The sequence below is a fragment of the Curtobacterium sp. SP.BCo genome, assembly GCF_051903265.1.
GTDB lineage: Bacteria > Actinomycetota > Actinomycetes > Actinomycetales > Microbacteriaceae > Curtobacterium.
Genome location: NZ_CP194337.1, coordinates 3,365,134 through 3,387,501 on the forward strand (window position 1 = coordinate 3,365,134; position 22,368 = coordinate 3,387,501).

Annotated in this window: 20 protein-coding genes; 12 read left to right on the plus strand and 8 right to left on the minus strand. The window is 69.7% G+C overall.

Features of this window, described 5'->3' with window-relative positions:
• Positions 1-5: 5 nt before the first annotated feature.
• The gene (locus ACRQ4B_RS15915) at positions 6-1,004 is read right to left on the minus strand and encodes a LacI family DNA-binding transcriptional regulator (protein ID WP_439692365.1); all 999 of its coding nucleotides are present in this window, start codon (positions 1,002-1,004) and stop codon (positions 6-8) included.
• Positions 1,005-1,146: 142 nt separating this feature from the next.
• Here ACRQ4B_RS15915 and ACRQ4B_RS15920 point away from each other — a divergent pair, with 142 nt between their 5' ends.
• Genes ACRQ4B_RS15920 through ACRQ4B_RS15935 form a run of 4 tightly spaced genes read left to right on the plus strand, consistent with a single transcriptional unit; the run spans position 1,147 to position 6,403 of the window.
• A complete protein-coding gene (locus tag ACRQ4B_RS15920) occupies positions 1,147-3,138 on the plus strand; it encodes a glycoside hydrolase family 127 protein (RefSeq protein ID WP_439692366.1) in 1,992 nt (663 codons plus the stop codon).
• Between the two features lie 4 nt (positions 3,139-3,142).
• Positions 3,143-4,450 carry an ABC transporter substrate-binding protein gene (locus ACRQ4B_RS15925; protein WP_439692367.1) on the plus strand — a complete coding sequence of 436 codons (1,308 nt, stop codon included), beginning with the start codon at positions 3,143-3,145 and terminating at the stop codon, positions 4,448-4,450.
• Positions 4,451-4,486: 36 nt separating this feature from the next.
• A complete protein-coding gene (locus ACRQ4B_RS15930; RefSeq protein ID WP_439692368.1) occupies positions 4,487-5,446 on the plus strand; it encodes a carbohydrate ABC transporter permease in 960 nt (319 codons plus the stop codon).
• 3 nt (positions 5,447-5,449) lie between these two features.
• On the plus strand, positions 5,450-6,403 hold the full coding sequence (locus ACRQ4B_RS15935) for a carbohydrate ABC transporter permease (RefSeq protein ID WP_439692369.1): 954 nt from the start codon (positions 5,450-5,452) through the stop codon (positions 6,401-6,403).
• 10 nt (positions 6,404-6,413) lie between these two features.
• On the opposite strand, the gene ACRQ4B_RS15940 is transcribed toward ACRQ4B_RS15935, so the two are convergent.
• Positions 6,414-7,463, minus strand: coding sequence for a LacI family DNA-binding transcriptional regulator (locus tag ACRQ4B_RS15940; protein ID WP_439692370.1), 1,050 nt, complete (start codon positions 7,461-7,463; stop codon positions 6,414-6,416).
• Between the two features lie 180 nt (positions 7,464-7,643).
• Here ACRQ4B_RS15940 and chvE point away from each other — a divergent pair, with 180 nt between their 5' ends.
• The 3 genes from chvE (at position 7,644) to mmsB (ending at position 11,599) form a co-directional block, all read left to right on the plus strand.
• Complete coding sequence (gene chvE, locus ACRQ4B_RS15945; RefSeq protein WP_439692371.1) at positions 7,644-8,774, plus strand: multiple monosaccharide ABC transporter substrate-binding protein; 1,131 nt, start codon at positions 7,644-7,646, stop codon at positions 8,772-8,774.
• A 103-nt stretch (positions 8,775-8,877) separates the two neighbouring features.
• A complete protein-coding gene (mmsA, locus tag ACRQ4B_RS15950) occupies positions 8,878-10,431 on the plus strand; it encodes a multiple monosaccharide ABC transporter ATP-binding protein (protein WP_439692372.1) in 1,554 nt (517 codons plus the stop codon).
• Positions 10,418-11,599 (plus strand): multiple monosaccharide ABC transporter permease, encoded by a 1,182-nt coding sequence (gene mmsB, locus ACRQ4B_RS15955; protein WP_439692373.1) that lies wholly within the window; start codon positions 10,418-10,420, stop codon positions 11,597-11,599. The genes mmsA and mmsB overlap by 14 nt, the downstream gene beginning before the upstream one ends.
• 90 nt (positions 11,600-11,689) lie before the next feature.
• Here the strand turns inward: mmsB and ACRQ4B_RS15960 are convergent, their stop codons facing one another.
• Positions 11,690-12,970: an alpha-amylase family glycosyl hydrolase gene (locus ACRQ4B_RS15960; protein WP_439694422.1), complete on the minus strand. Its 1,281-nt coding sequence runs from the start codon at positions 12,968-12,970 to the stop codon at positions 11,690-11,692.
• Between the two features lie 124 nt (positions 12,971-13,094).
• Between ACRQ4B_RS15960 and ACRQ4B_RS15965 the strand changes: the two genes are divergently transcribed.
• The 3 genes from ACRQ4B_RS15965 (at position 13,095) to ACRQ4B_RS15975 (ending at position 14,964) form a co-directional block, all read left to right on the plus strand.
• The gene (locus ACRQ4B_RS15965; RefSeq protein WP_439692374.1) at positions 13,095-13,529 is read left to right on the plus strand and encodes a DUF3253 domain-containing protein; all 435 of its coding nucleotides are present in this window, start codon (positions 13,095-13,097) and stop codon (positions 13,527-13,529) included.
• Complete coding sequence (locus ACRQ4B_RS15970; RefSeq protein WP_439692375.1) at positions 13,529-14,623, plus strand: SDR family oxidoreductase; 1,095 nt, start codon at positions 13,529-13,531, stop codon at positions 14,621-14,623. Before ACRQ4B_RS15965 ends, ACRQ4B_RS15970 begins: the two co-directional genes overlap by 1 nt.
• A 164-nt stretch (positions 14,624-14,787) precedes the next feature.
• Positions 14,788-14,964, plus strand: a complete 177-nt coding sequence (locus ACRQ4B_RS15975) for a CsbD family protein (RefSeq protein WP_439692376.1) — start codon at positions 14,788-14,790, stop codon at positions 14,962-14,964.
• A gap of 50 nt (positions 14,965-15,014) precedes the next feature.
• Here the strand turns inward: ACRQ4B_RS15975 and ACRQ4B_RS15980 are convergent, their stop codons facing one another.
• Entirely contained in the window at positions 15,015-16,088 is a 1,074-nt protein-coding gene (locus tag ACRQ4B_RS15980; RefSeq protein WP_439692377.1) for a spore photoproduct lyase family protein, read from the minus strand.
• 44 nt (positions 16,089-16,132) lie between these two features.
• Here ACRQ4B_RS15980 and ACRQ4B_RS15985 point away from each other — a divergent pair, with 44 nt between their 5' ends.
• Positions 16,133-16,456: a biopolymer transporter Tol gene (locus ACRQ4B_RS15985; RefSeq protein WP_439692378.1), complete on the plus strand. Its 324-nt coding sequence runs from the start codon at positions 16,133-16,135 to the stop codon at positions 16,454-16,456.
• Positions 16,453-16,911, plus strand: a complete 459-nt coding sequence (locus ACRQ4B_RS15990; RefSeq protein ID WP_439692379.1) for a hypothetical protein — start codon at positions 16,453-16,455, stop codon at positions 16,909-16,911. The genes ACRQ4B_RS15985 and ACRQ4B_RS15990 overlap by 4 nt, the downstream gene beginning before the upstream one ends.
• Positions 16,912-17,071: 160 nt before the next feature.
• On the opposite strand, the gene ACRQ4B_RS15995 is transcribed toward ACRQ4B_RS15990, so the two are convergent.
• The 4 genes from ACRQ4B_RS15995 to ACRQ4B_RS16010 all read right to left on the minus strand — a co-directional run bounded on the left by ACRQ4B_RS15995 (position 17,072) and on the right by ACRQ4B_RS16010 (position 22,326).
• Complete coding sequence (locus tag ACRQ4B_RS15995; RefSeq protein WP_439692380.1) at positions 17,072-18,898, minus strand: glycoside hydrolase family 35 protein; 1,827 nt, start codon at positions 18,896-18,898, stop codon at positions 17,072-17,074.
• A gap of 70 nt (positions 18,899-18,968) precedes the next feature.
• Positions 18,969-20,303 carry an ABC transporter substrate-binding protein gene (locus tag ACRQ4B_RS16000; RefSeq protein ID WP_439692381.1) on the minus strand — a complete coding sequence of 445 codons (1,335 nt, stop codon included), beginning with the start codon at positions 20,301-20,303 and terminating at the stop codon, positions 18,969-18,971.
• A 104-nt stretch (positions 20,304-20,407) separates the two neighbouring features.
• Entirely contained in the window at positions 20,408-21,394 is a 987-nt protein-coding gene (locus ACRQ4B_RS16005; protein WP_439692382.1) for a carbohydrate ABC transporter permease, read from the minus strand.
• Positions 21,391-22,326: a carbohydrate ABC transporter permease gene (locus ACRQ4B_RS16010; protein ID WP_439692383.1), complete on the minus strand. Its 936-nt coding sequence runs from the start codon at positions 22,324-22,326 to the stop codon at positions 21,391-21,393. Before ACRQ4B_RS16010 ends, ACRQ4B_RS16005 begins: the two co-directional genes overlap by 4 nt.
• Positions 22,327-22,368: the final 42 nt, after the last annotated feature.

A 22,368-nucleotide genomic window follows, 5' to 3' on the forward strand; every position in this document is an offset into this window, starting at 1 on the left:
CCGCCCTACGATCCGACGCTGGACTCCCGGACGACCAGGCTCGGGGTCACGGTCGCCGACTCGGCGGAGCCGCCCTCGATCGCGGCGAGGAGCGCCCGTCCCGCGACCCGCCCCAGCTCCTCCAGTCGCAGGTCGACGGTCGTCAGTGGTGGACGACTCGCCAGCGCCATGACGTCCCAGTCGTCGTACCCGGTGACGACGACGTCGTCCGGCACGGACCGACCGGTCTCGCGCAGTCGGTCGCAGACACCGCGTGCGATCTGGTCGCTCCCGCACACGATCGCGTCGACGTCGACCCCACCGCGGTGCAGCAGGTCGACCGCCTGTCGGCCCCAGTGCTCCGACCACTCCCCGTACATCGGCTCGCCGACCAGGCGATCGCCGAGCACCGCCGACGCCCCCTCGACGCGCCGCACTGCGGACCGGTGTCGTCGGGGACCGGTGACGACGGCGACCCTGGTCCGACCGACGGCGAGCACGTGGGCAGCGACGGCAGCCGAGCCGGCGGTGTCGTCGAGCGTGATCGACACGTCGCGCGACGACGTCGACGGCGTGAACGCGTAGACCACCGGGATGGCGACGTCGACCGGCGGTCGGGCGTCGGCCGACCGCCCGGTGACGATGATGCCGTCGACGCCGCGCGCGACGAGGGACCGCAGGTAGTGCGACTCACGGACGTGGTCGTCGCGGGTGTCGCAGAGCAGGACGGCCATCTGCCCCGCGGACAGGACGTCCTCGGCGCCGAGGAGCACCGGGATCGAGAACCGGCCGAACGAGTCGGTGGTGATCATGCCGACGGTGTAGGTCCGGCCGGAGGCGAGCGCGCGCGCACGGGCGTCCCCGACGAACCCGAGCTTGTCGGCTGCCTGCTTCACCCGCGCTCGCGTCTCGTCACGGAGCTGTCCGGTCCCGTTGAGCGCCTTCGACGCCGTGCCGATCGACACCCCGGCGAGCACCGCGACGTCGGTGATGCGCACGGCACGGGTTCGGTCGTCGAGTGACACGGCAAGTTCCTTTCCGCTGGTCGTCGTCGGGTCGAGCATACGGACATCGTGGACAACGGCCTTGTGGGGGTTCCGGTGCTGACGTAGCGTCATCGGCAGAAAGCGTTTTCCGGAACGCCACGTCACATCGCAAGGAGGCGACATGACCACCACGCTCGCGACCGACAGCCGCGCACAGACCGCGACCCCGGTCCTCCCGACCGCCGACGCGCACCTCGCGCTCCGCCCCCTCCCGACGGGCGACGCCCGGATCACCGGGGGCTTCTGGGCGCTCCGGCAGGAACGCAACGGCCGCGACGCGATCCGCGGCGGGTACGCCCTGCTCGAGACGGCGGGGAACTTCCGGAACCTCCGGATCGCCGCCGGGCTCGAGGAGGGCGACGCGACGGGCCCGATCTTCATGGACTCCGACATCGCCAAGTGGCTCGAGGCGGTGGCGTGGGAGTACGGCCGCGCACCGTCGGACGACCTGCTCGAGCTCCAACGCGAGGTCACGGCCCTGTACGCCCGCGCCCAGGCCGACGACGGCTACCTGGACTCCGTGCAGCAGATCCGCGGGAAGGGCGAGCGGTACACGGACCTCAAGTGGAGCCACGAACTGTACTGCGCCGGGCACCTGTACCAGGCGGCGGTGGCACAGCACCGGGCCACCGGGGACACCGGCCTGCTCGACGTCGCGATCCGGAACGCGGACCACCTGGTCCGCACGTTCGGCGACGGCGCCGCACCGGACGGGACACCGAGGACGGCCGACGTCGACGGGCACCCCGTCGTCGAGATGGGCCTCGTCGAGCTGTACCGCGAGACCGGCAACCGCGACTACCTCGACCTCGCGCACTGGTTCGTGGACGCCCGCGGTCACGGCATCATCGAGCGTGCCGGCGGCGAACCGACGTACTTCTCCGACCGTGTCCCGGCCCGCCGTGCCACGACCGTCGAGGGCCACGCCGTCCGTGCCGTCTACCTGGCGGCCGGAGCGGTGGACGTCGCGATCGAGACCGGTGACACCGAGCTCCTGACCGCGAGCGAGCGCCAGTTCGCCGACATGATGGCGACGAAGGCGTTCATCACCGGCGGCCTCGGTGCGCGCTGGGACTGGGAGGCGTTCGGCGACCCGTACGAGCTCCCCACCGACCGCGGCTACGCGGAGACCTGCGCGGCGATCGGCGGCATCCAGTGGGCGTGGCGCCTGCTGCTCGCGACCGGGAAGCCGGTGTACGCCGACGCGATCGAGCGCCTGCTGTACAACGCGTTCCTCGCCGGTGTCAGCCTGGGCGGCACCGAGTACTTCTACGTGAACCCGCTGCAGCAGCGGGACCACGCACACCAGGACGAGAACCGCTCCCCCGCGCACGGGCGCCGCGGCTGGTTCGACTGCGCGTGCTGCCCGCCGAACATCATGCGGACGTTCGCGAGCCTGGACGGCTACCTGGCGACCGCGACCGACGGCGGCCTGCAGCTGCACCAGTACGCCACGGCGGACCTGGGTCCGGTGTCGGTCGAGACCGGGTACCCGCACGACGGTCGGGTGGTCGTCACGGTCACGGCGGACGGTCCGCTCGCCCTCGGGCTCCGGATCCCGTCGTGGTCGGACACCACGACGGTCACCGGTCCGGACGGCGTACAGAGCGCGGCACCGGGCTCGCTGCACGTCATCGACCGGGACTGGACCGTCGGCGACACCGTCGAGCTCGTCTTCGACACCACGCCGCACCGGTACGTCGCGGACGCCCGCATCGACGCCGCCCGCGGGCAGGTCGCCATCGAGCGCGGCCCCCTCGTCTACGCAGTGGAGCAGGCCGACCAGCAGGGCTTCACGGTCGACGACCTGACGGTCGACGCCGGGGCGCCGATCACCGAGGAGCGCCAGGACGACCTGCTCGACGGGGTCGTCACGCTGCGCGTGCCGGGTCGCGCGCCCGCCGAGCACGCGCAGGCAGCGTGGCCGTACCGTCGGTTGGACGGGCCGGGAGGCGCGGATCGCGCCGTGGACGCCACCAGCGTCGACGACGTGGCCGGCGCTCCGGACCCCGCCACGAGCCTCCAGGACGTGACCGCGACAGCGGTTCCCTACTACGCCTGGGCGAACCGCGGCGCCGCGCCGATGCGCGTCTGGCTCCCGCTGGCCCGGTGACGTGGTGCTGCGCAGAGCGTTCCTCGCCGGCGGTCTCGCCGGCGGGGCAGCACTCGCCCTCGCAGCGTGCTCGGGCACGCTGCCGAAGGTCGACGCGAAGGTCGCGGGCTTCGGCAGGAAGGCGACCGGCACCGTGCAGGTCTGGTGCCGCGCCGCGACCCAGGCCGGCCTCACCGCGACCGTCGCGGGCTTCAACAAGGCGAACCCGGCGCTGCAGGTCGAACTGACCCCCGTCCCGGACGGCCAATACGTGACCAAGCTCGCGACCGCGATCCGCGGCGGTGAGCCGCCCGACGTGGTGGACCTCGACGACATCAACTCGCAGCTGTTCATCTTCCGCGAGGCGTTCGCCGACCTCACCGACGTCGTGCAGGGGCTGGACTACGCCGACCGGCTCTCCCCCGGCCACCTGCGACTGCTGGAGTACCGGGACCGGTACTACGGGCTGCCCTACCTGGCCGACAACTCGCAGCTGTTCGTCAACACCGAGCTGTTCGAACGGGCCGGGCTCGACGTCGAGGACGCGACGAAGGACCTCGACTCGCTGCTCGCCGCGGCCAAGGCCATCCGGAAGACCGGCGACGACGTGTACGGGTGGTCGATCGCCGGCAACTCGGCCGGGATCATCGGCTTCGTCACCCAGCCGCACGTCTGGGCGACCGGCGTGGACATGATGTCGGGCGAGGTCGGCTCGCAACACGCGAACATCACCGGGAACGACGCCCTCGAACGCATGCTCGAGTTCTACCGGCAGCTCTGGAGGGACGGCGTGCTCTCGAAGGCGACCTACTCCGATGCCGGCACCACGTGGGGTGCGGACTTCCGCGCGGGCAAGGTCGGCATCTTCCCGACCTCCTACGGCGCGACCGTGCCGGCGGCGACGAAGGCGATGCGGGCGAAGATGCAGACCGTGCTCATCCCGTCGTGGGACGGCAAGCGCTCGTTCTTCGACGGCGGGGACAACATGTGCATCCCCAACGGCGCGGCGAACCCGTCCGGCGGATGGGCGTTCATGCAGTACGCGAACGGTCTCCAGCAGCAGCAGGCGCTCCCGGACGGCGGCTACTTCCCGACCCGCTCGGACGCCGCCACCCCGGCCTACCGGAAGCGGTACCCGCTCGCGTTCGGTCCGCTCGACGCCATCGACAAGGGCTACGCGCCGCGGACCCTGGCGTACAACCTGCTCAACAACCAGCCGTCATCGCCGTACTTCGCGATGTTCCGCGAGGCCGTGTTCGGGTCCGGGACCGCAGCCGCCATGCGGACGGCGCAGTCCGAGTACCAGCGGATCCTCGACCAGGTCCAGGCCTGACCCCCGTCGCACCACCGACAGCACAGAGAGGTGCACATGTCGACCCTCACCACCCGGCGGAGTGCCGGCGGCCGGACCGGCGCAGGCCGGCCGACCGTCGGACGCGGCCGCCCGGCCCCGACCCGGGGCTCGCTCACGCACCCGCCGCGCACCGGGGCCCTGCTCGTCACCCCGGCGATCGCCTTCGTCGCGGTGTTCGTCCTCGCGCCGCTCGTGTTCGCGCTCTACATCTCGTTCACGAACTGGCCCCTGATCGGCCCGTACCGGTTCATCGGCCTGCAGAACTACCTGACGCTGTTCCAGGACCCGACGTTCGTGCACGCGATCGGCTACACGCTCCTGTACACGGCCATCGTCACGGTGCCGATCCTGGCGCTCGGGTACTTCCTCGCCGTGCTGGTCCGGGCCCGCCGCCGTGGCAGCACCCTGCTGCGGACGGTGTTCTTCCTGCCGTACGTCGTCGGACTCACCACGCTCTCGTTCATGCTCGTGCTCGAGGCCCAACCGAACTCCGGCGCGGTGAACATGGTGCTCCGCTGGCTCGGCATCACCGACGGCAGCACCGCCTGGCTCGTGAACGGACCACTGGCGACGCTGCTCATCTGCGTGCTGGTGGTCTGGGCGGTGTCCGGGCTGACCATGGTGCTGCTGATGTCGGCGATGCAGGGCGTCCCCGACGAGGTCTACGAGTCCGCGCAGCTCGAGGGCGCGTCCTGGTGGCAGACCGAGCGGCTCATCACGTTGCCGATGATCCGGTCGACCGTGGCGCTCAGCGTGATCATCTCGGTGATCGGCTCGCTGCTGGCGTTCAACCAGTTCTACATCCTCACCCAGGGCGGCCCGGGAACGGAGACCACGACGATCGTCAACGCGATCTACAACCGGGGCTTCGTCAACCTGCAGCTCGGGGCCGCGACCGCCGAGTCCATCGCCCTGGTCGTCGTCATCGCCGCCGTCACGGTGTTCCAGTTCTGGGCACTGCGAGAGAAGGACTGAGCCATGAGCACCACGACCTCGCGCGCCGGCCTCGCAGCGTCCGACCTGTCCACCCGGACCCTCACCACGACCGGCGACGGGCGACGACGCCGCCACCACCAGGGCAGCGTTCGGCACCCCCGCGACACCGCCGTGAAGCGCACCCTCTACGTGGTCGCCGGTGTCGGATCGGCGCTCGTGTTCGGCGTCCCGCTCATCTGGTCGATCCTCCGCGCGTTCCAGTCCGAGGCCGTCATCACGCAGGCGCCGGACCCGGCGACGTTCTTCCAGCTCGGGTGGCAGAACTTCGCCGCGGTGTTCAGCTCCTCGTCGCACCTGCTGACGGGCGTGGTCAACTCGCTGATCGTGTCGGTCTCGACCGCCGTCCTCACCGCCGTGATCGCCACGCTGGCCGGGTACGGGTTCGCCCGCTTCCGGTTCCGTGGGTCCGGCGTCGTCTTCGGGCTCGTGCTGCTGACGATGATGGTGCCGTTCCAGGCCATCCTCACGCCGCTCTACCTCGAACTGAACGCGATGAAGCTCACCAACTCGCTGCTCGGGCTCGTGCTGTTCTACACGACGGTGAACCTGCCCTTCGGGGTGTTCGTGATGCGGAACGCGTTCGAGTCGATCCCGACCGAGCTCGAGGACTCGGCGTTCGTGGACGGGGCCTCGCGCTTCCGGGTCGTCGTGTCCGTGCTGCGGCCGCTGCTGCTGCCCGGGGCCGCGACCGCCGCGCTCTACGCGTTCCTGGCGTCGTGGACGGAGTTCCTCGGGGCGCTGACCTTCCTGACGAAGGACTCGCTCTACACGCTGCCGGTCGCCCTGCTGAACCTGCAGACGGGTGCGTACGGGCAGGTGTCGTACGGCAACCTCGTCGCCGGGTCGGTCGTGGCGATGATCCCGTGCATCGCGCTCTACGTCGGGCTGCAGCGGTTCTACGTCGCTGGGCTGTCGTCGGGGGCGCTGAAGGGCTGACTGCGCCGCCCTACGCGCTGCGGCGGACGACGAGCTCCGGCACGAGCAGCGTCTCGTCCCGGGGCTCGCCCTCGACGAGTGCCCGCACCGTCTCGAGCACCCGCTCCCCCATCGCCCGGAAGTCCTGCCGGACCGTGGTGAGCGGCGGAGTGAAGTGCGCGGCCTCGGGGACGTCGTCGAACCCGACCACGGCGATGTCGTCCGGCACCCGCAGCCCTTCGTCGGCGAACGCGTGCAGCACGCCGAGCGCCATCTGGTCGTTCCCGGCGAACACCGCGTCGACGGCGTGCACGTCGATCGTCCGGGCGGCCGCGAAGCCGCTCGCCGGGGTCCAGTCGCCGTCGAGCACGACCGGTTCGAGCCCGGACTCCTGCATGAGCCGCACGTAGGTGCTCCGGCGGACCTCGGACTCCTGGGAGACGCTCGGGCCGGCGATGTGCACGATCCGCCGGTGACCGTGGTCGAACAGGTGCCGCATGACGAGCTCGGTCCCCGCGGCCTGGTCGATCGCGACCGCGGCGACGCTCGGGGCCACCGGGGCGCGGGCGGCGTCGCGCTGCACGGCGTTCGCCACGACGACGGGCACCGTGACCGGGACGGTCAGCGAGGCGAGGGCGTCGAGCACGCGGTTGTCGGCTGCCACGAGGACGATCGAGGCGACGTCCTGGGCGAGCAGGGTGGTGAGTGCGCCGGACAGGTCGACGGGTCTGGGGTCCTCCGGCAGCGTCGAGAGGAGCACGTGGTACCCGGCCGACCGGGCGGCCCGCTCGAAGCCGATCGCGGTGCTGGACGGTCCGTAGAGCGCGTCCCCCGCGGTGATGATGCCGAGCGCCCGACTGCGTCCGCCGGCGAGCGCACGAGCGGCGGCCCGCGGGCGGTACCCGAGCTCCGTGACGGCGTCGGACACCTGCGAGCGGTACTGCTCGCGGACGGTCGGATCGCCGTTGATCACGCGGGAGACGGTCTGGTGGGAGACGCCCGCGCGCTCGGCGACGTCGAAGATCGTGGGGGCCTTGCGGCGCTTGCCGCCGGCGTCCTCGAGCGCGGTCGTGGTCGTCACGAGGCCAACCGTACCGCGCAGTCCGACCAGCGTGACGAGATCGCGAAACGGTCACGATGAGTTGACACCCCGTCACGGAACCCTCAGTATGTGAGCGCTCACTTGAGCAACATCCCGGGGCACAGCAGCCCCAGCACCTGAGCGCGTCGAGGACGACGCGAGAGGAACAGAGGTACTTCGATGATGAAGCGGAAGATCGTCGCGGGCGTCGCCGCCCTCGGCATCGCCATCGCACTGGCCGGTTGCTCGGCCGGCGGACGCGCCTCCACCGACGGTGGCGGCAGCTCCGGCGACAACAAGGGCGCCCTCGTCGGCGTCGCGATGCCGACCAAGGTGTCGGAACGCTGGATCAAGGACGGCGACGCCGTCAAGAGCGACCTCGAGAAGGCCGGCTACAAGGTCGACCTCGAGTACGGGGACAACAAGGTCCAGCAGCAGGCGCAGCAGGTCAGCAACATGATCACGAAGGGCGCGAAGGTCCTGATCATCGCCTCCATCGACGGCGGTGCCCTCTCCGACCAGCTCGACGCCGCCGCCAAGGCCGGCATCAAGGTGATCTCCTACGACCGCCTGCTCACCGGCAACAAGAACGTCGACTACTACGTGTCGTTCGACAACGAGAAGGTCGGTGTCGACCAGGCCACCTCGCTCCTCACCGGGCTCGGGGTCCTCGACGCCGACGGCAAGAAGACCGGCAAGAAGGGTCCGTTCAACATCGAGGTGTTCGCGGGCTCGCTCGACGACAACAACGCGAGCTTCTTCTTCAACGGCGCCATGAAGACCCTCAAGCCGTACCTCGAGGACGGCACGCTGAAGATCCAGTCCGGTCAGGACCAGCTCTCCCAGGCCGCCACGCAGCAGTGGGACCCGGCGACCGCCAAGGCCCGCATGCAGAACCTCATCGCGAAGTCGTACTCCGGCGGCACCACGCTGAACGGTGTGCTCTCGCCCTACGACGGCATGTCGATCGGCATCATCTCGGCGCTCCAGGGCGCCGGCTACGGCACGAGCGACCGACCGCTCCCGATCATCACCGGTCAGGACGCCGAGGCCGCCTCGGTCAAGTCGATCATCGCCGGCCAGCAGTACTCCACCATCTACAAGGACACGCGCAAGCTCGCCAAGCAGTCCGTGACGATGGCCGAGGACCTGCTCACCGGCAAGAAGCCCGAGGTCAACGACACGAAGAGCTACGACAACAAGGTCAAGGTCGTCCCGACCTACCTGTTCCAGCCGACGGTCGTCACGAAGGACAACTACAAGGAAGTCCTCGTCGACTCCGGCTACTACACCGAAGCCGACCTGAAGTAGTCAGGTCCCATCTCACGGACCGGAGGCGCGGTGCTCGCCCGCGCCGCGCCTCCAGTCCGTCTCCACCAGCGCGCGCACGCGCGCAGAACGGAAAGGCGTCCACATGGCGGACACCATCCTCGAGATGCGGGACATCACCAAGACGTTCCCCGGCGTCAAGGCGCTGCAGGGCGTCTCGATCGAGGTCGAGCGCGGCCAGGTCCACGCGATCTGCGGCGAGAACGGCGCGGGCAAGTCGACCCTGATGAAGGTGCTCTCCGGGGTCTACCCGCACGGCTCCTTCGACGGCGAGATCCTGCTCGACGGATCCCCCGTGCAGTTCGGCGACATCAACGACTCCGAGGCCGCGGGCGTCGTCATCATCCACCAGGAACTCGCGCTCAGCCCGTTCCTGTCGATCGCCGAGAACATCTTCCTCGGCAACGAGCAGTCCAAGGGCGGCTTCATCGACTGGAACAAGACGAACCTGGCGGCCGCGGAGCTCCTGCAGCGCGTCGGCCTGAAGGACAACCCGGTCACGAAGATCGTCGACATCGGCGTCGGCAAGCAGCAGCTCGTCGAGATCGCCAAGGCCCTGTCGAAGCGCGTGAAGCTCCTCATCCTCGACGAGCCCACCGCGGCGCTCAACGACGACGACTCCGCGCACCTGCTCGACCTCATCCGGTCGCTGCAGGCCGAGGGCATGACGGCGATCATCATCAGCCACAAGCTCAACGAGATCAAGGCGATCGCGGACAAGGTCACGATCATCCGCGACGGCAAGACCATCGAGACGCTCGACATGCACGCCGACGACGTCTCCGAGGACCGGATCATCCGCGGGATGGTCGGTCGCGACCTGTCGAACCGGTACCCGGAACGGGTGGACCCGGTCATCGGCGAGGAGCTCCTCCGCATCGAGGACTGGACCGTCCACCACCCGCTCGACGGCTCCCGCGAGATCATCCACCACGCGAACCTCGACGTCCGCGCGGGCGAGGTCGTCGGGATCGCCGGGCTGATGGGTGCCGGACGGACCGAGCTCGCGATGAGCGTGTTCGGACAGTCCTACGGCACCGGCATCAGCGGCACCGTCTACAAGCGCGGCGTCCCGATCAAGACCCACACCGTCTCGCAGGCGATCGACCACGGCATCGCGTACGTCACCGAGGACCGCAAGCGCTACGGCCTCAACCTCATCGACGACATCAAGCGGAACATCTCCGGGTCGGCGCTCGGGAAGCTCGCCAACTGGGGCTTCGTCAACGCCTCGGAGGAGACGACCGTCGCGTCGCAGTTCCTCAAGAGCCTCAACATCAAGGCGCCGAACGTCGACGTCGTCACGGGCAAGCTCTCCGGCGGGAACCAGCAGAAGGTCGTGCTGTCCAAGTGGATGTACGCCGATCCCGACGTGCTCATCCTCGACGAGCCCACCCGCGGCATCGACGTCGGCGCGAAGTACGAGATCTACACGATCATCAACCAGCTCGCAGACCAGGGGAAGGGGATCATCGTGATCTCCTCCGAGCTCCCCGAGCTCCTCGGCATCTGCGACCGCATCTACACGCTCTCCGAGGGCACCATCACCGCTGACGTGCCCCGCTCCGAGGCCACGCCCGAGGTCCTCATGCAGTACATGACCCAGGAACGGGAGACCCCTGTCAATGAACGCGCTTAAGTCCGCCGCCGGCTACCTCACCGGGCAGCTCCGACAGATCGGCCTGTTCATCGCGCTGATCGTCATCGTCATCTTCTTCCAGGTGACGACGAACGGCATCACGCTCGCACCGATCAACGTCTCGAACCTGATCGTCCAGAACAGCTACATCCTCATCCTCGCCATCGGCATGGTGATGGTCATCATCGCCGGGCACATCGACCTGTCCGTGGGATCGGTCGTCGCCTTCACCGGTGCGATGGCCGGCGTGATGATCACGCAGTGGCACATCCCGTGGCCCATCGCGGTCGTGCTCTGCCTGGTGGTCGGCGCGCTCGTCGGCGCCTGGCAGGGGTTCTGGATCGCGTACTTCGGGATCCCGGCGTTCATCGTCACGCTCGCGGGCATGCTCGCGTTCCGCGGTGCCGCGCAGATCGTGCTGCAGAACCAGCAGATCTCACCGTTCCCGAACGGTTTCCGATCGCTCGGCTCCGGCTTCCTGCCGTCCTTCGGCACCACCGGGTACGAGCCGCTCACGATGATCCTCGGGTTCGCCGCGGCCGCGGTCATGGTCGTCACGGCGTTCCGCGGTCGCGCGACCCGACGCAAGTACCAGCTCGAGAGCGAGCCCTTCGTCTGGTTCATCGTGAAGACGGCGTTCGGCGTCGTCCTGGTGATCTACGTCGCGCTCCTGCTCGCCAGCTACAACGGCACCCCGATCGTGCTCGTCGTGCTCGGTGCGCTCGTGGTCATCTACTCGGTGGTCATGCGGAGCGCGGTGTTCGGTCGCCACATCTACGCGATCGGCGGCAACGCCCTCGCCGCGCAGCTCTCCGGTGTCAAGACGAAGCGCGTCACGTTCCTGCTCTTCGTCAACATGGGTGTCATCTCGGCCCTGGCCGGTGTGGTGTTCACGGGTCAGCTGAACCTCGCCGCCCCCGGCGCGGGCAACGGCTTCGAGCTCGACGCGATCGCGGCCGTGTTCATCGGCGGCGCGGCGGTCACGGGCGGCATCGGCACGGTGCCGGGCGCGATCATCGGTGGTCTCATCATCGGCATCCTGAACAACGGCATGTCGATCCTCGGTGTGGGCACGGAGTTCCAGTCGCTCATCAAGGGCCTGGTGCTGCTCGCCGCGGTCGCGTTCGACGTGTTCAACAAGCGCCGGGCGGCTGCTGCGCGCAAGTAGCACCCGCTCCCCCGCTCCGAGACTCGGGCTGGGCGACACACCTCGTGCCGATCGACGCGAGGACGGTCGCCCAGCCCGAGTCTCGTTGCGTCAGGCGGTCAGGACGGCCCACCCGCCGGCCTGGAGGCGCACGGTCCCGTCCGACAGGTCGCCCGCGCCCGCCTCGACCTGCGTCGCGTCCGCCGCGGGCAGGTCGACGGGGTCGTCGCCGAGGTTCAGGGCGGTCACCACGGCCGCGTCCGCCGTGCCGGTCCGCAGCACGATCGCGGTGTTGGTGCGGTGGACGACGTCGGTGTGGGCACGGTGCAGCCAGGGGTTCCGTCGGCGCAGCGCGATGAGTGCCTCGTACACGTGCGTGAGGTCGACGTCGACGGACGGTGTCCCCGGGAACGTCGGGCGGACGGCGTCGTCCCCGCCCTCGCGTGCCTCCTTGACGCCGGTCCAGCCGTACTCGTCGCCGGCGTAGACGACCGGCGTCCCCGCCACCGTGAACAGCACGGCTGCAGCGTGGGCCGCGAACTCCTCCCCGACGGCGCTCGCGATGCGCGTGACGTCGTGGTTGCCGACGAACGTGGTCGGGACGAAGGTCTCGAGCAGCGCGTCGTGCCGCTCGATCGCGTGCGCGAGCTCGAAGCAGTTCCGGTCGGCGATGCCGTGCCAGATCCCCTGCCACAGCTCGTACTGGGTCGTCGAGTCCATCGTCGAGGCCTGCACGATCCCGGCGGCGTCGCCGCGGATCACCTCGCCGCTGAACCAGGCGTCCGGGAAGCGTTCGCGCACCCGCGGCAGCACCCGTGCCCAGAACGCCGACGGCACCGCATAGGCCGCGTCGAGCCGCCACCCGTCGACGCCGCGACCGAGCCAGTGCGTCATCACCTCGACGACGAGGTCCTCGGTCGCGCGAGCGTCGTGGTCGAGGGCGACGAGGATGTCGTGCCCCTCGAAGTCCGCCACCTGGACCGGACGACCCGATTCCCAGCCGTCCCAGTCGACGGCGAAGAGCTCGGCCGTGGACGCGTCCGGCCCCGCCGACCCGAGCGCGACGAACGCCGGGTGCTCGCGCCCGACGTGGTTGAACACCCCGTCGAGGAGCACCCGCACTCCGCGGTCGTGCGCCGCACGGACGAGCGCGTCGAAGTCGTCGGTGTCGCCGAGCCGGGGATCGATCCGGAAGTGGTCGACCGTGTCGTACCCGTGCGTCGAACTCGCGAACACCGGACCGAGCAGGAGCCCGTTCAGCCCGAGGTCCACCACGTGGTCGAGCCAGCCGGCGACGCGGTCCAGCCGGTGGTCCACGGCACGGTCCGACACGGGGGTCGTCGGACGTACCTCGGCGCCGACGAAGCCGAGCGGGTACACGTGCCACCACATGACGTGCTCGACCCATGCGGGTTCCGGCGGACGACTGGCCTCGGTGTCGGTGCTCACCGCCACGATCGTGCCAGCCGTACCTGTGCTGTGCGCGCGACCGGACACCGGGACGATGATGGGAGGCATGGGACGAGCGATCAGGACCGCAGCGGACGCCGACGCGGCGGAGTCCGCACACGCGGAGCGCACGTGTGCCTCGTGCGGCCGTCGGATGCCCGCGTCCGCCGCTCCCGAGGCGAAGTGGTGCTCGGCCGCGTGCCGCAAGCACGGCATCGACGACACCGACCGCGCGCTCGAGCAACGCATCGACGAGCTGCTCGCCGCACGGGCACGGACGTCGAGCATCTGCCCCTCGGATGCGGCCCGCGCCCTCGACCCCGACGGCTGGCGTGACCTGATGGAGCCCGCACGCCGGGCCGCACGGCGCATGGTCGCCCGTGGCGAGGTCGAGATCACGCAGCACGGCAGCGTGGTCGACCCGTCGACCGCCAAGGGCCCGATCCGGATCCGTCGCCCCCGCTCGGGAACACCTGTCGTGCGTCGGCGTTGCACCAGGTGATGACACTCGACACCGACAGGACCACCGACCGTCCAGAAGCGCTCGTCGTGGGGGCCAGCGGCATCACCGGGTCCGCCCTCGTGGAGCACTTGCTCGAGCAGGGCTGGACCGTGACCGCGCTCTCCCGCCGACCCCTCCCCCGCGACGGCGTCCGCACCGTCGCCGCGGACCTCCGCGATCCGGACTCGCTGCGGTCCGCACTCGCCGAGGAGCGGCCGACGCACGTGTTCTTCACCGCCTGGCAGCGACAGGACACCGAGGCGGAGAACATCCGCGTGAACGGCGGCATGGTCCGCGACCTCCTCGCGGCGCTGTCGCACGCGCCGCTCGAGCACGTCGCCCTCGTGACCGGCTTGAAGCACTACCTCGGCCCGTTCGAGGCCTACGCCGCCGGCGAGATGCCCGACACACCCTTCCACGAGGAGGAGCCGCGCCTGGACACCCCGAACTTCTACTACGCGCAGGAGGACGAACTGTTCGCCGCGGCCGAGCGCCAGGGATTCACCTGGTCGGTGCACCGGTCGCACACCGTGATCGGCCACGCCGTCGGCAACGCGATGAACATGGGCCTGACCATCGCGGTCCAGGCGACCCTGGCGAAGGAACTCGACCTGGACTTCGTGTTCCCGGGGAGCGAAGCCCAGTGGAACGGGCTCACCGACATGACCGACGCCGGCATCCTCGCCGAGCACATGGTATGGGCCTCGAGCACGCCCGAGGGGGCCGACGAGGCGTTCAACATCGTGAACGGCGACGTGTTCCGCTGGCGCTGGATGTGGCCGAGGCTCGCCGCACACCTCGGGGTCGACCCCGCACGGGTCGTCGGCTACGAGGGCACTCCGCGGCCGCTCGAGGAGCAGATGACGCCGCACGAGTCCGCGTGGGCCGCGATCGCCGAGCGCCACGGGCTGGCCGAACCGGACATCACCCGGCTGGCCTCGTGGTGGCACACAGACGCGGACCTCGGTCGCGCGATGGAGGTCGTGACCGACATGGGCAAGAGCCGCGAGGCCGGGTTCACCGCGTTCCGTCGCACCGAGCGGGCATTCGCCGAGCTGTTCGACCGGTACCGGGCCGACCGCCTCATCCCGTAGACGCTCGCGCGGGCTCGGTGCGCGCACCGCACATTCGTACCCCGGTGGAAGCAACCGGGGTACGCGAATCTGCGACCCGGCCGCGTGGCGCGCAACCGGGCCTGGTTGTCTTCGAGACACAGGCGCCGGGGACCCTCGGCGGTTCCCGGAGGAAGGAAGACACCATGTCGCTCGGAGACAAGGCGAAGGACGTCACCCAGAAGGTCGTCGGCAAGGTCGAGGAAGCGGTCGGCAAGCACACCGACGACCACGAGCTCAAGCACCAGGGGCAGAAGGACCAGGTCATGGGCGAGGGCCGTCTGGAGACCGAGAAGGCCAAGGACCACCTCGACGGTCACTGAGGCCGTCGCACCACGAACCCCCGCGCCCGTCGGCGTGGGGGTTCGTCGTGTCAGAAGGCGTAGCGGATGCGGCAGCTCGGCAGGTGTTCGGCGACCAGCTCCCGGAACCGCTCGACGAGCTGCCCCTTCATCCCCGACCGGTACCGCACGTTCACCGCACCGTTCTGCGACACCTTCTGCTCCTGCAGGTCCGGTCGCCACAGCAGGTCCTCGGCCCTGGGGTGCCAGCCGAGGTTGACCTCGTGCAGCTGCTGGTTGTGGGTGAGGAAGATGACCTCCGCCGCGAGCTGTGCCTTGGCCGTCGGCGACAGGACGTCGTCGACCTGGCGGAGCAGTTCGGCCCAGTCCGACTCCCACGTCGGCGTGACGATGACCGGCGAGAAGTTGAGGTGGACCTCGTACCCGGCCTCGACGAAATCGTTCACCGCCGCGATCCGCTCGGCGATCGGACTGGTGCGGATGTCGGTGACCTTCGCGGTCTCGTGCGGCATCAGTGAGAACCGGATCCGGGTGCGCCCCGCCGGGTCCCAGTCGAGCAGGTCGCGGTTGACGTACTTCGTCGCGAACGACGCCTTCGCCGTCGGCGTCATCCGGAACAGGTCGCACAGGTCACGCACGTTGTCGCTGATCATCGCGTCGACGGAGCAGTCGCTGTTCTCCCCGATGTCGTAGACCCACGCTTCCGGGTCGCACTGGTTCGGTTCGGGCTTCGGCCCCTGCTTCGCGATGTTCCGGGCGACGTGCTTCGTGATCTGGTCGATGTTCGCGAACACGGTCACGGGGTTGCTGTAGCCCTTGCGCCGTGGGACGTAGCAGTACGCACACGCCATCGCGCACCCGTTCGCCGTGGACGGGGCGATGAAGTCCGCCGACCGGCCGTTCGGCCGCGTGACGAGGGACTTCTTCACGCCGAGCACGAGCGCCTCGGTCTTGATTCGCACCCACCGCTGCACGTTGCGTTCGTCGCCGTGCACCTCGGGGATGTTCCAGTGCGACGCCACGGGCACGATCTCGGCGTCCGGCCACCGCCCGACGACCTCCTGCCCGCGCTGCAGTTCGAGGGCAGCCGGTTCGGCGTAGATGCGTCGGACGTCGAGCATCGGACGGGTGCGCGGCTCGGTCATCGTTCCCTGTCTACCCGGGACCACCGACGGTGCAGACTCGGAGCATGCCCGCCGAGCCCGACGACCACTTCTTCGTCGTGGACGGTCGGCGCTGGCGTCGCACCGATCCGGCGGTGCCCGAGGACGTCGCCGCCGCGCTCCGATCGCATCTCGGCCGCGGGCGGAACGCCGTCAAGCAGGCCAAGCGAACCGGTGACGACCGAGCGCTCGCGGCGGCGCGGCACCGCAACGGACTGGCGAAGCACGGTCTGGGCGAACGCGGCCCGGAGTGGTGGAGCCGCCCCGAGGCCGATCGGGTCGCCGATGCGCGCGCGGCCCTCGCGGAGCTCGAGACCCTCGGCGTCCCTGACGTCGACGCCGAGCAGTGACGACGATCGTCGCCCCGAGGTGGGAGCGCATCGCGAACGGGGTCCTCTTCGCGTTCTTCACCGTCGCCGGCCCGTTCATCGGCTCGGCGGTGTTCGTCCCCGGGTCGTCCGCGCACGGCCTGCTGGTCTCGATCGCGGTCGTGTTCGTCGCAATCGGGGTCTGGGGCCTTGCCCGGTCGCCGAGGGTGGCAGTCCACCTCACGGACGACGAGCTCCTAATCGTGGGGTTCTTCACCACGGCGACGATCCCACGGGACGCGATCACGGTCGTGCTCGACGACTGCACGGTCGAGTGGACTCCGCCGGACCACGGCGACGTGCGGGGTCGACGCTCGGCGATCTGGCTGTTCCGTCCCGCGTACCAGGACGACGGGTCACCCTTCGCGCGGTTCTGGCGGTGGCGTCGTGACGGGTTGCTGCAGGTGCGTGCCTGGGCACACGCCCGTGCAGTCTGAATCGTCCCATCACGCCCGCCATGGGAAGCCGAACCGCTCGTAGGATGACGAAAGTCAACGCCTCCTACGCGCGATTCAGCCTCCCACGCGCGATTCGGCATCCGACGCGCGGATCGGCCACGGGGATCGTAGCGAGGGCGCCCGGAAGCGCCCGGCCCCGCTACGCCTCGGTGTGACCGAGGTCCGGCTCGGCCAGCAGGCGCGCCGTGCGCGAAGCCGCGGCGTGCAGCTCGAACACCACGACCTCGTTGCGGCCGGCACGCAGGACCGGCCCCGGGACCGCCAACGTCCGCTGGGGCCCGCGCGACCAGTACCGGCCGAGGCAGAACCCGTTGACCCAGGCGACGCCCTTCCGGAACCCGTCGAGGGACAGGTACCGGTCGTCCGCCTCGGCGAGGTCGAACGACCCTGTGGCGAACACCGGGCCGGCCAGCACGTCGCCGTCGGTGGGTTCGATCACGGCCAGCACGTCGACTGCCGCGGGTGCCACCGGGTCGAGGGTGAGCGCCGACGCCGTCCACCGGGCGAGCGGGACGCCGTCGACGGCCACACCGCCGATCAGGCCCTTCGGCTCGCCGATGCGCGGGCCGTAGTCCACCCGTCCCTGGTCCTCGACGAGCAGCTCCAGCGTGCCGGTCACGGGCGGGAGGGCGATCGCGCGGTCGTGGTGCTCCCGCTCCAGGACGCCGACGACGATCCCGTCCACGCTGACGACGGCGCGGTCGCGGACCTCCTCGCCGACGGTGAGCACGCCGCCGGACGGCAGGTCGACCTCGGTCCGGTACAGGACGAAGCCGGAGGCGACCCCGAGCGCGTCGAACGTCGGCGGGGTGTCGTGCGTCGACCAGTCGGTGAGCGCGGGCAGCAGGGAGCGCAGGGACGCGACGCGGTCGAGGCGGACCGCGACGTCCGTGGCGGGGGCGACCCGCGCCTCCAGGCCGGCACCGGACCCTTCCACGGGGAGGCGGCCCGATCCACCGGGCTCCATCGACGCGGGCAGCGGCGGGACGGGCGCGTAGCGCTCGATGACCGCACGGAACGCGTGGAACTTCGGCGTGGGCCGGCCGGCTTCGTCGAGCGGGGCGTCGTAGTCGTACGACGTCGCGATCGGCCGGTACACGCCCTTGTCGTTCGCACCGTTCGTGAAGCCGAAGTTGGTGCCGCCGTGGAACATGTAGACGTTGACCGAGCCGCCGGCGGCGAGCAGGTCGTCCAGGTCCGCGGCCGAGGCGGCGGCCGGGGTGGTGTGGTGGTGCTCACCCCAGCTGTCGAACCAGCCGTCCCAGAACTCCGAGCACATCAGGGGGCCGGTCGGCTGGGCCTGACGCAGCCGTGCGAGTCGTTCCGTCGAGCGGGACCCGAACGACCCGGTCTTGTGCAGCGACGGCAGCGAGCCGTCCTCGAGCATGGTGCCCATCGGCTGGTCGACGCTCGTGAAGGGCACCGTCAGCCCGATCGACCGGTGCATCTGCTCGAGCTTCGTCAGGTAGACCGGGTCGGATCCGTACGCGCCGTACTCGTTCTCGACCTGCACGAGGACGATCGGTCCGCCGTCGTCGATCTGGCGCGGGACGAGGACCGGCGCCAGGTGTCCCAGGTAGTCCTGCACCGCGGCGAGGAACCCGGGCTCGTCGCGGCGGACACCCACGGTGCCGTCGGCGAACAGCCAGTACGGCAGGCCCCCGTTCGTCCACTCGGCGCAGATGTACGGCCCGGGGCGGACGATGGCGTGCATGCCCTCGGCGTGGACGAGGTCGAGGAACCGGCCGAGGTCGAGGCCCCCGGTCAGGTCGAAGACGTCGGGCGCGGGTGCGTGCGCGTTCCAGGCCACGTACGTCTCGATGGTGTTGAGCCCCATCAGCTTCGCCTTGCGGATCCGGTCGGCCCAGAGGTCCGGGTGCACGCGGAAGTAGTGGATCGCGCCGGACAGGATCCGGTGCGGCTCGCCGTCGAGCAGGAAGTCGGTGTCGCCGATGGCGAAGCGCATGAGATGACTCTTTCAGACAGCGGGGCCGTGCGGAACGTGTCCGCACGACCCCGGGGAGTTGGTGCCGGTGCTACTTGGTCGAGACCGTGAAGCCCTGGTCCTTGCCGTACTTGGCGAGGGCCTTCTGCCAGGCCGCGAGACCCGACTCGAGCGAGGTGCCGTTCTCGTACGACTGCCCGACGGTGTCCGCGTAGACGCTGTTCGCGTACACCTGGTACGGCAGGTACGTGAAGTCGTTGTCCGAGGACTTCGACGCGTCGACGAGCACCTTGTTGATCTGCTGTCCACCGAAGTAGGACGGCTTCTCGTCGAGGAACGCCGCAGAGTCGAGGTCGGCCGTGGTCGAGGGGAAGCCACCGGACTCCATGAAGACCTTCGTGGACTCCTTGGACGAGTTCAGCCACTTGAGGAAGCCCGCCGCGAGGGCCGGGTTCTTCGTCTGCTTCATGACCGCCTCGGCGCTGCCGCCGTTGTTCGCGGTCTGTGCGGTGCCGCCGTCGTAGGTCGGCATCGGGGCGACGCGCCAGTCACCGGACGCGTCGGCGACGCTCGCCTCGAGGTTGCCGGGCATCCAGGCGCCGGTGATCAGCGTGGCGATCTGGCCGTTGCCGAGCTGCTTGTACCAGTCGTCGCTCCAGCCGACGGTCTTCGACAGGAGCCCCTGCTCGACGAGCTGGTCCCAGGTCTTCGTCCACTTCTTCGTGCCCTCGTCGGCGAGGTTGATCGTGACGTCGTCGCCCTTCGTGGTGAACGGGGTGCCACCGGCCTGGGCGATCATGCTCGTGGTGAAGCCGGCGTCGCCGGAGTCCGCCGCGATGTAGGCCTTCGGGTCGGCCTCGTGGAGCTTCTTCGCCGCGGCGACGTACTCGTCCCACGTCTTCGGCACCGCGATGCCGTACTTGTCGAACACCGTCTTGTTGTAGAACAGCGCCATGGGGCCGGAGTCCTGCGGCAGGCCGTAGATCTTGCCGTCCATCGAGACGGAGCTCCAGGTGCTCTTCGCGAACTTGTCCTCGAGCGAGCCGAAGCCGTACGACGACAGGTCGAGCAGCGAGTCGGACAGGGCGAACTGCGGGAGTGCGTAGTACTCGACCTGCGCGACGTCGGGAGCGCCCGAGCCGGCCTTGATCGTGTTCTGCAGCTTCGTGTACTGGTCGGCGCCGGTGCCGGCGTTGACGAGCTTGACCTTCACCTTGGGGTAGGCCTTCTCGAACGCGGCGACCTGGTCCTTCGCGGAGGGGGTCCACGACCAGTAGGTGAGCGTGCCGCCCTGCTCGAGGGCCTTGTCGATGTCGTCGGACGATCCGCCGGACGAGGATCCGCCGGAGGCGCAGGCCGCCAGGGCGATGGCGGCGGTGACGCCGATGGCGAGGGCGCTGAGCCCGCGCCGGATGCGCTTGTGCATTCGGGTGCCTTTCACTTCTTCGTGTTGGGGGTGGTGCGGTGGTGCTGCTGCGTATCGGCCGGGAGGCGCGTGGCGGGGGTGCCCCGTGCCTCCCGTCCGGTGGGTCAGGCCTTGACGGAGCCGGCCGCGAGGCCGGACTGCCAGAAGCGCTGGAGGAACAGGAACGCGACCACGATCGGGATGATCGTGAGGAGCGATCCCGTGACGACGAGGTTGTAGATCGGCTGCGCGCCGGAGCCGGTGGCCTGCGCGTTCCACTGGTTCAGGCCGACGGTCAGCGGGTACCACTTCGGGTCGCTCAGCATGATGAGCGGCAGGAAGTAGTTGTTCCAGGTGGCGACGACCGCGAACAGCAGGACGGTGACGACACCGGGTGCGAGCAGGCGGAGCGCGATCGTGAAGAAGATCCGGAACTCGCCGGCGCCGTCCATGCGGGCGGCCTCGAGGAGCTCGGCCGGGATCGCGTCGACCGCGTAGGTCCAGATCAGGTACATGCCGAACGGGCTGATGAGCGAGGGCAGGATGATCGCCCACGGGGTGTTCGTCAGGCCGAACTGCGAGAACAGCAGGAACGTCGGGACGGCGAGTGCGGTGCCCGGGACGGCGATCGCACCGAGGACCACGGCGAAGACCGCGCGACGCCCGACGAACTGGAACTTCGCCATGCCGTAGCCCGCGACGGTGGCGAGCAGGGTCGCACCGCCGGCCCCGACGACGACGTAGAGCAGCGTGTTGCCGAGCCACTGCACGAAGATGCCGTCGTTGTAGGTGAGCGTGTCGACGATGTTCTGCCAGAGGTTGAACTTCCCGCCGAACCACAGACCGAAGGTGCTCAGCAGCGAGGACTGCGTCTTCGTGCTGTTCACGAGCAGGTAGAACAACGGCGCGAACGAGTAGACGACGAAGACGACCATCACCGCGGTCAGGAGACCGGAGCGCTTGACCTTGCGTCCGTCGACCGGCCTGCGGGTCCGTCTGTTCGGCCTGGAGGCGCGGCCCGCCCGGTCGCGCGGGTCGCGTTGCGTCGTGGTTGCCTCGGTGACCGTGGCGGGGGTGGTCGCGCCGGCGACGGGCTGCTGCATGGTGCTCATCGGTTCTCCTGGCGGGTTCCGCGGACCTGGACGACGTAGGCGATCACGGCGGTGATGACCCCCATGACGATGGCGACGGTGGCGGAGTAGTTGAACTGCTGGCCGCTGAACGACAGCGAGTAGGCGTACATGTTCGGGGTGAAGGCGCTGCCGATGACGTTCGGGGCGAGGGTCTTCAGCAGGTTCGGCTCGTTGAAGAGCTGGAAGCTGCCGATGATCGAGAAGATCGTGGCGATCACCATCGGGCCGCGGAGGGCGGGGAGCTTGATCGAGAACACCGTGCGGAGGGGGCCGGCACCGTCGAGCTCGGCGGCCTCGTACAGGTCGGCGGGGACGACGCGGAGTGCGGCGTAGAAGATCAGCATGTTGTAGCCGAGGAACTCCCACGTGACCACGTTGCCGATCGACGTGAGCACCCAGTCAGGACTGAACGGCTGCAGCAGGTCGATGCCGAGTGCACTGTTCGCGGCGCCGGTGAGGCCGAACTGGTTGCCGTAGATGAAGCCCCAGATGAGCGCCGCGACGACGCCGGGGACCGCGTACGGCAGGAACACCGCGATGCGGAAGAACGACGTCCCCCAGAGCCGGGCGCTGTCGAGCGCGAGGGCGGCGACGAGCGCGAGACCGAGCATGATCGGGACCTGCACGAGGAGGAACAGGGCGACCCGGCCGAGGCCGGACCAGAACTTGGCGTCCTGGAACAGCTGGACGTAGTTGGCGAACCAGACGAACTGGTTGCCGCCGATGAGCTGGTCGCGGAACAGGCTGAGCCAGAGCGCGTAGCCGATGGGGACGATGAGCATGGCGACCAGGACGACGACGAACGGGCCGACGAAGAGCCATCCGGTGTACCGCCCGCGCGGCTTGGCGCGGCGGCGCGGTGGCGACGTCGGAGCGGTGGCTCCGGCTGCGCGCGCTTCGAGCGTGCTCATGTGACTCCCTTGTCGTGCTGCGTTCGGGTCGTCGATGTTGAC

Excerpts from the sequence above, each read along its gene's own strand:
- ACRQ4B_RS15920 (WP_439692366.1), top strand. The coding sequence starts at position 1,147 with ATGACCACCACGCTCGCGACCGACAGCCGCGCACAGACCGCGACCCCG.
- ACRQ4B_RS15930 (WP_439692368.1), top strand. The coding sequence starts at position 4,487 with ATGTCGACCCTCACCACCCGGCGGAGTGCCGGCGGCCGGACCGGCGCA.
- ACRQ4B_RS15935 (WP_439692369.1), top strand. The coding sequence starts at position 5,450 with ATGAGCACCACGACCTCGCGCGCCGGCCTCGCAGCGTCCGACCTGTCC.
- chvE (WP_439692371.1), top strand. The coding sequence starts at position 7,644 with ATGATGAAGCGGAAGATCGTCGCGGGCGTCGCCGCCCTCGGCATCGCC.
- mmsA (WP_439692372.1), top strand. The coding sequence starts at position 8,878 with ATGGCGGACACCATCCTCGAGATGCGGGACATCACCAAGACGTTCCCC.
- mmsB (WP_439692373.1), top strand. The coding sequence starts at position 10,418 with ATGAACGCGCTTAAGTCCGCCGCCGGCTACCTCACCGGGCAGCTCCGA.
- ACRQ4B_RS15960 (WP_439694422.1), bottom strand. The coding sequence starts at position 12,970 with ATGTGGTGGCACGTGTACCCGCTCGGCTTCGTCGGCGCCGAGGTACGT.
- ACRQ4B_RS15965 (WP_439692374.1), top strand. The coding sequence starts at position 13,095 with ATGGGACGAGCGATCAGGACCGCAGCGGACGCCGACGCGGCGGAGTCC.
- ACRQ4B_RS15970 (WP_439692375.1), top strand. The coding sequence starts at position 13,529 with ATGACACTCGACACCGACAGGACCACCGACCGTCCAGAAGCGCTCGTC.
- ACRQ4B_RS15975 (WP_439692376.1), top strand. The coding sequence starts at position 14,788 with ATGTCGCTCGGAGACAAGGCGAAGGACGTCACCCAGAAGGTCGTCGGC.
- ACRQ4B_RS15980 (WP_439692377.1), bottom strand. The coding sequence starts at position 16,088 with ATGACCGAGCCGCGCACCCGTCCGATGCTCGACGTCCGACGCATCTAC.
- ACRQ4B_RS15985 (WP_439692378.1), top strand. The coding sequence starts at position 16,133 with ATGCCCGCCGAGCCCGACGACCACTTCTTCGTCGTGGACGGTCGGCGC.
- ACRQ4B_RS15995 (WP_439692380.1), bottom strand. The coding sequence starts at position 18,898 with ATGCGCTTCGCCATCGGCGACACCGACTTCCTGCTCGACGGCGAGCCG.
- ACRQ4B_RS16000 (WP_439692381.1), bottom strand. The coding sequence starts at position 20,303 with ATGCACAAGCGCATCCGGCGCGGGCTCAGCGCCCTCGCCATCGGCGTC.
- ACRQ4B_RS16005 (WP_439692382.1), bottom strand. The coding sequence starts at position 21,394 with ATGAGCACCATGCAGCAGCCCGTCGCCGGCGCGACCACCCCCGCCACG.
- ACRQ4B_RS16010 (WP_439692383.1), bottom strand. The coding sequence starts at position 22,326 with ATGAGCACGCTCGAAGCGCGCGCAGCCGGAGCCACCGCTCCGACGTCG.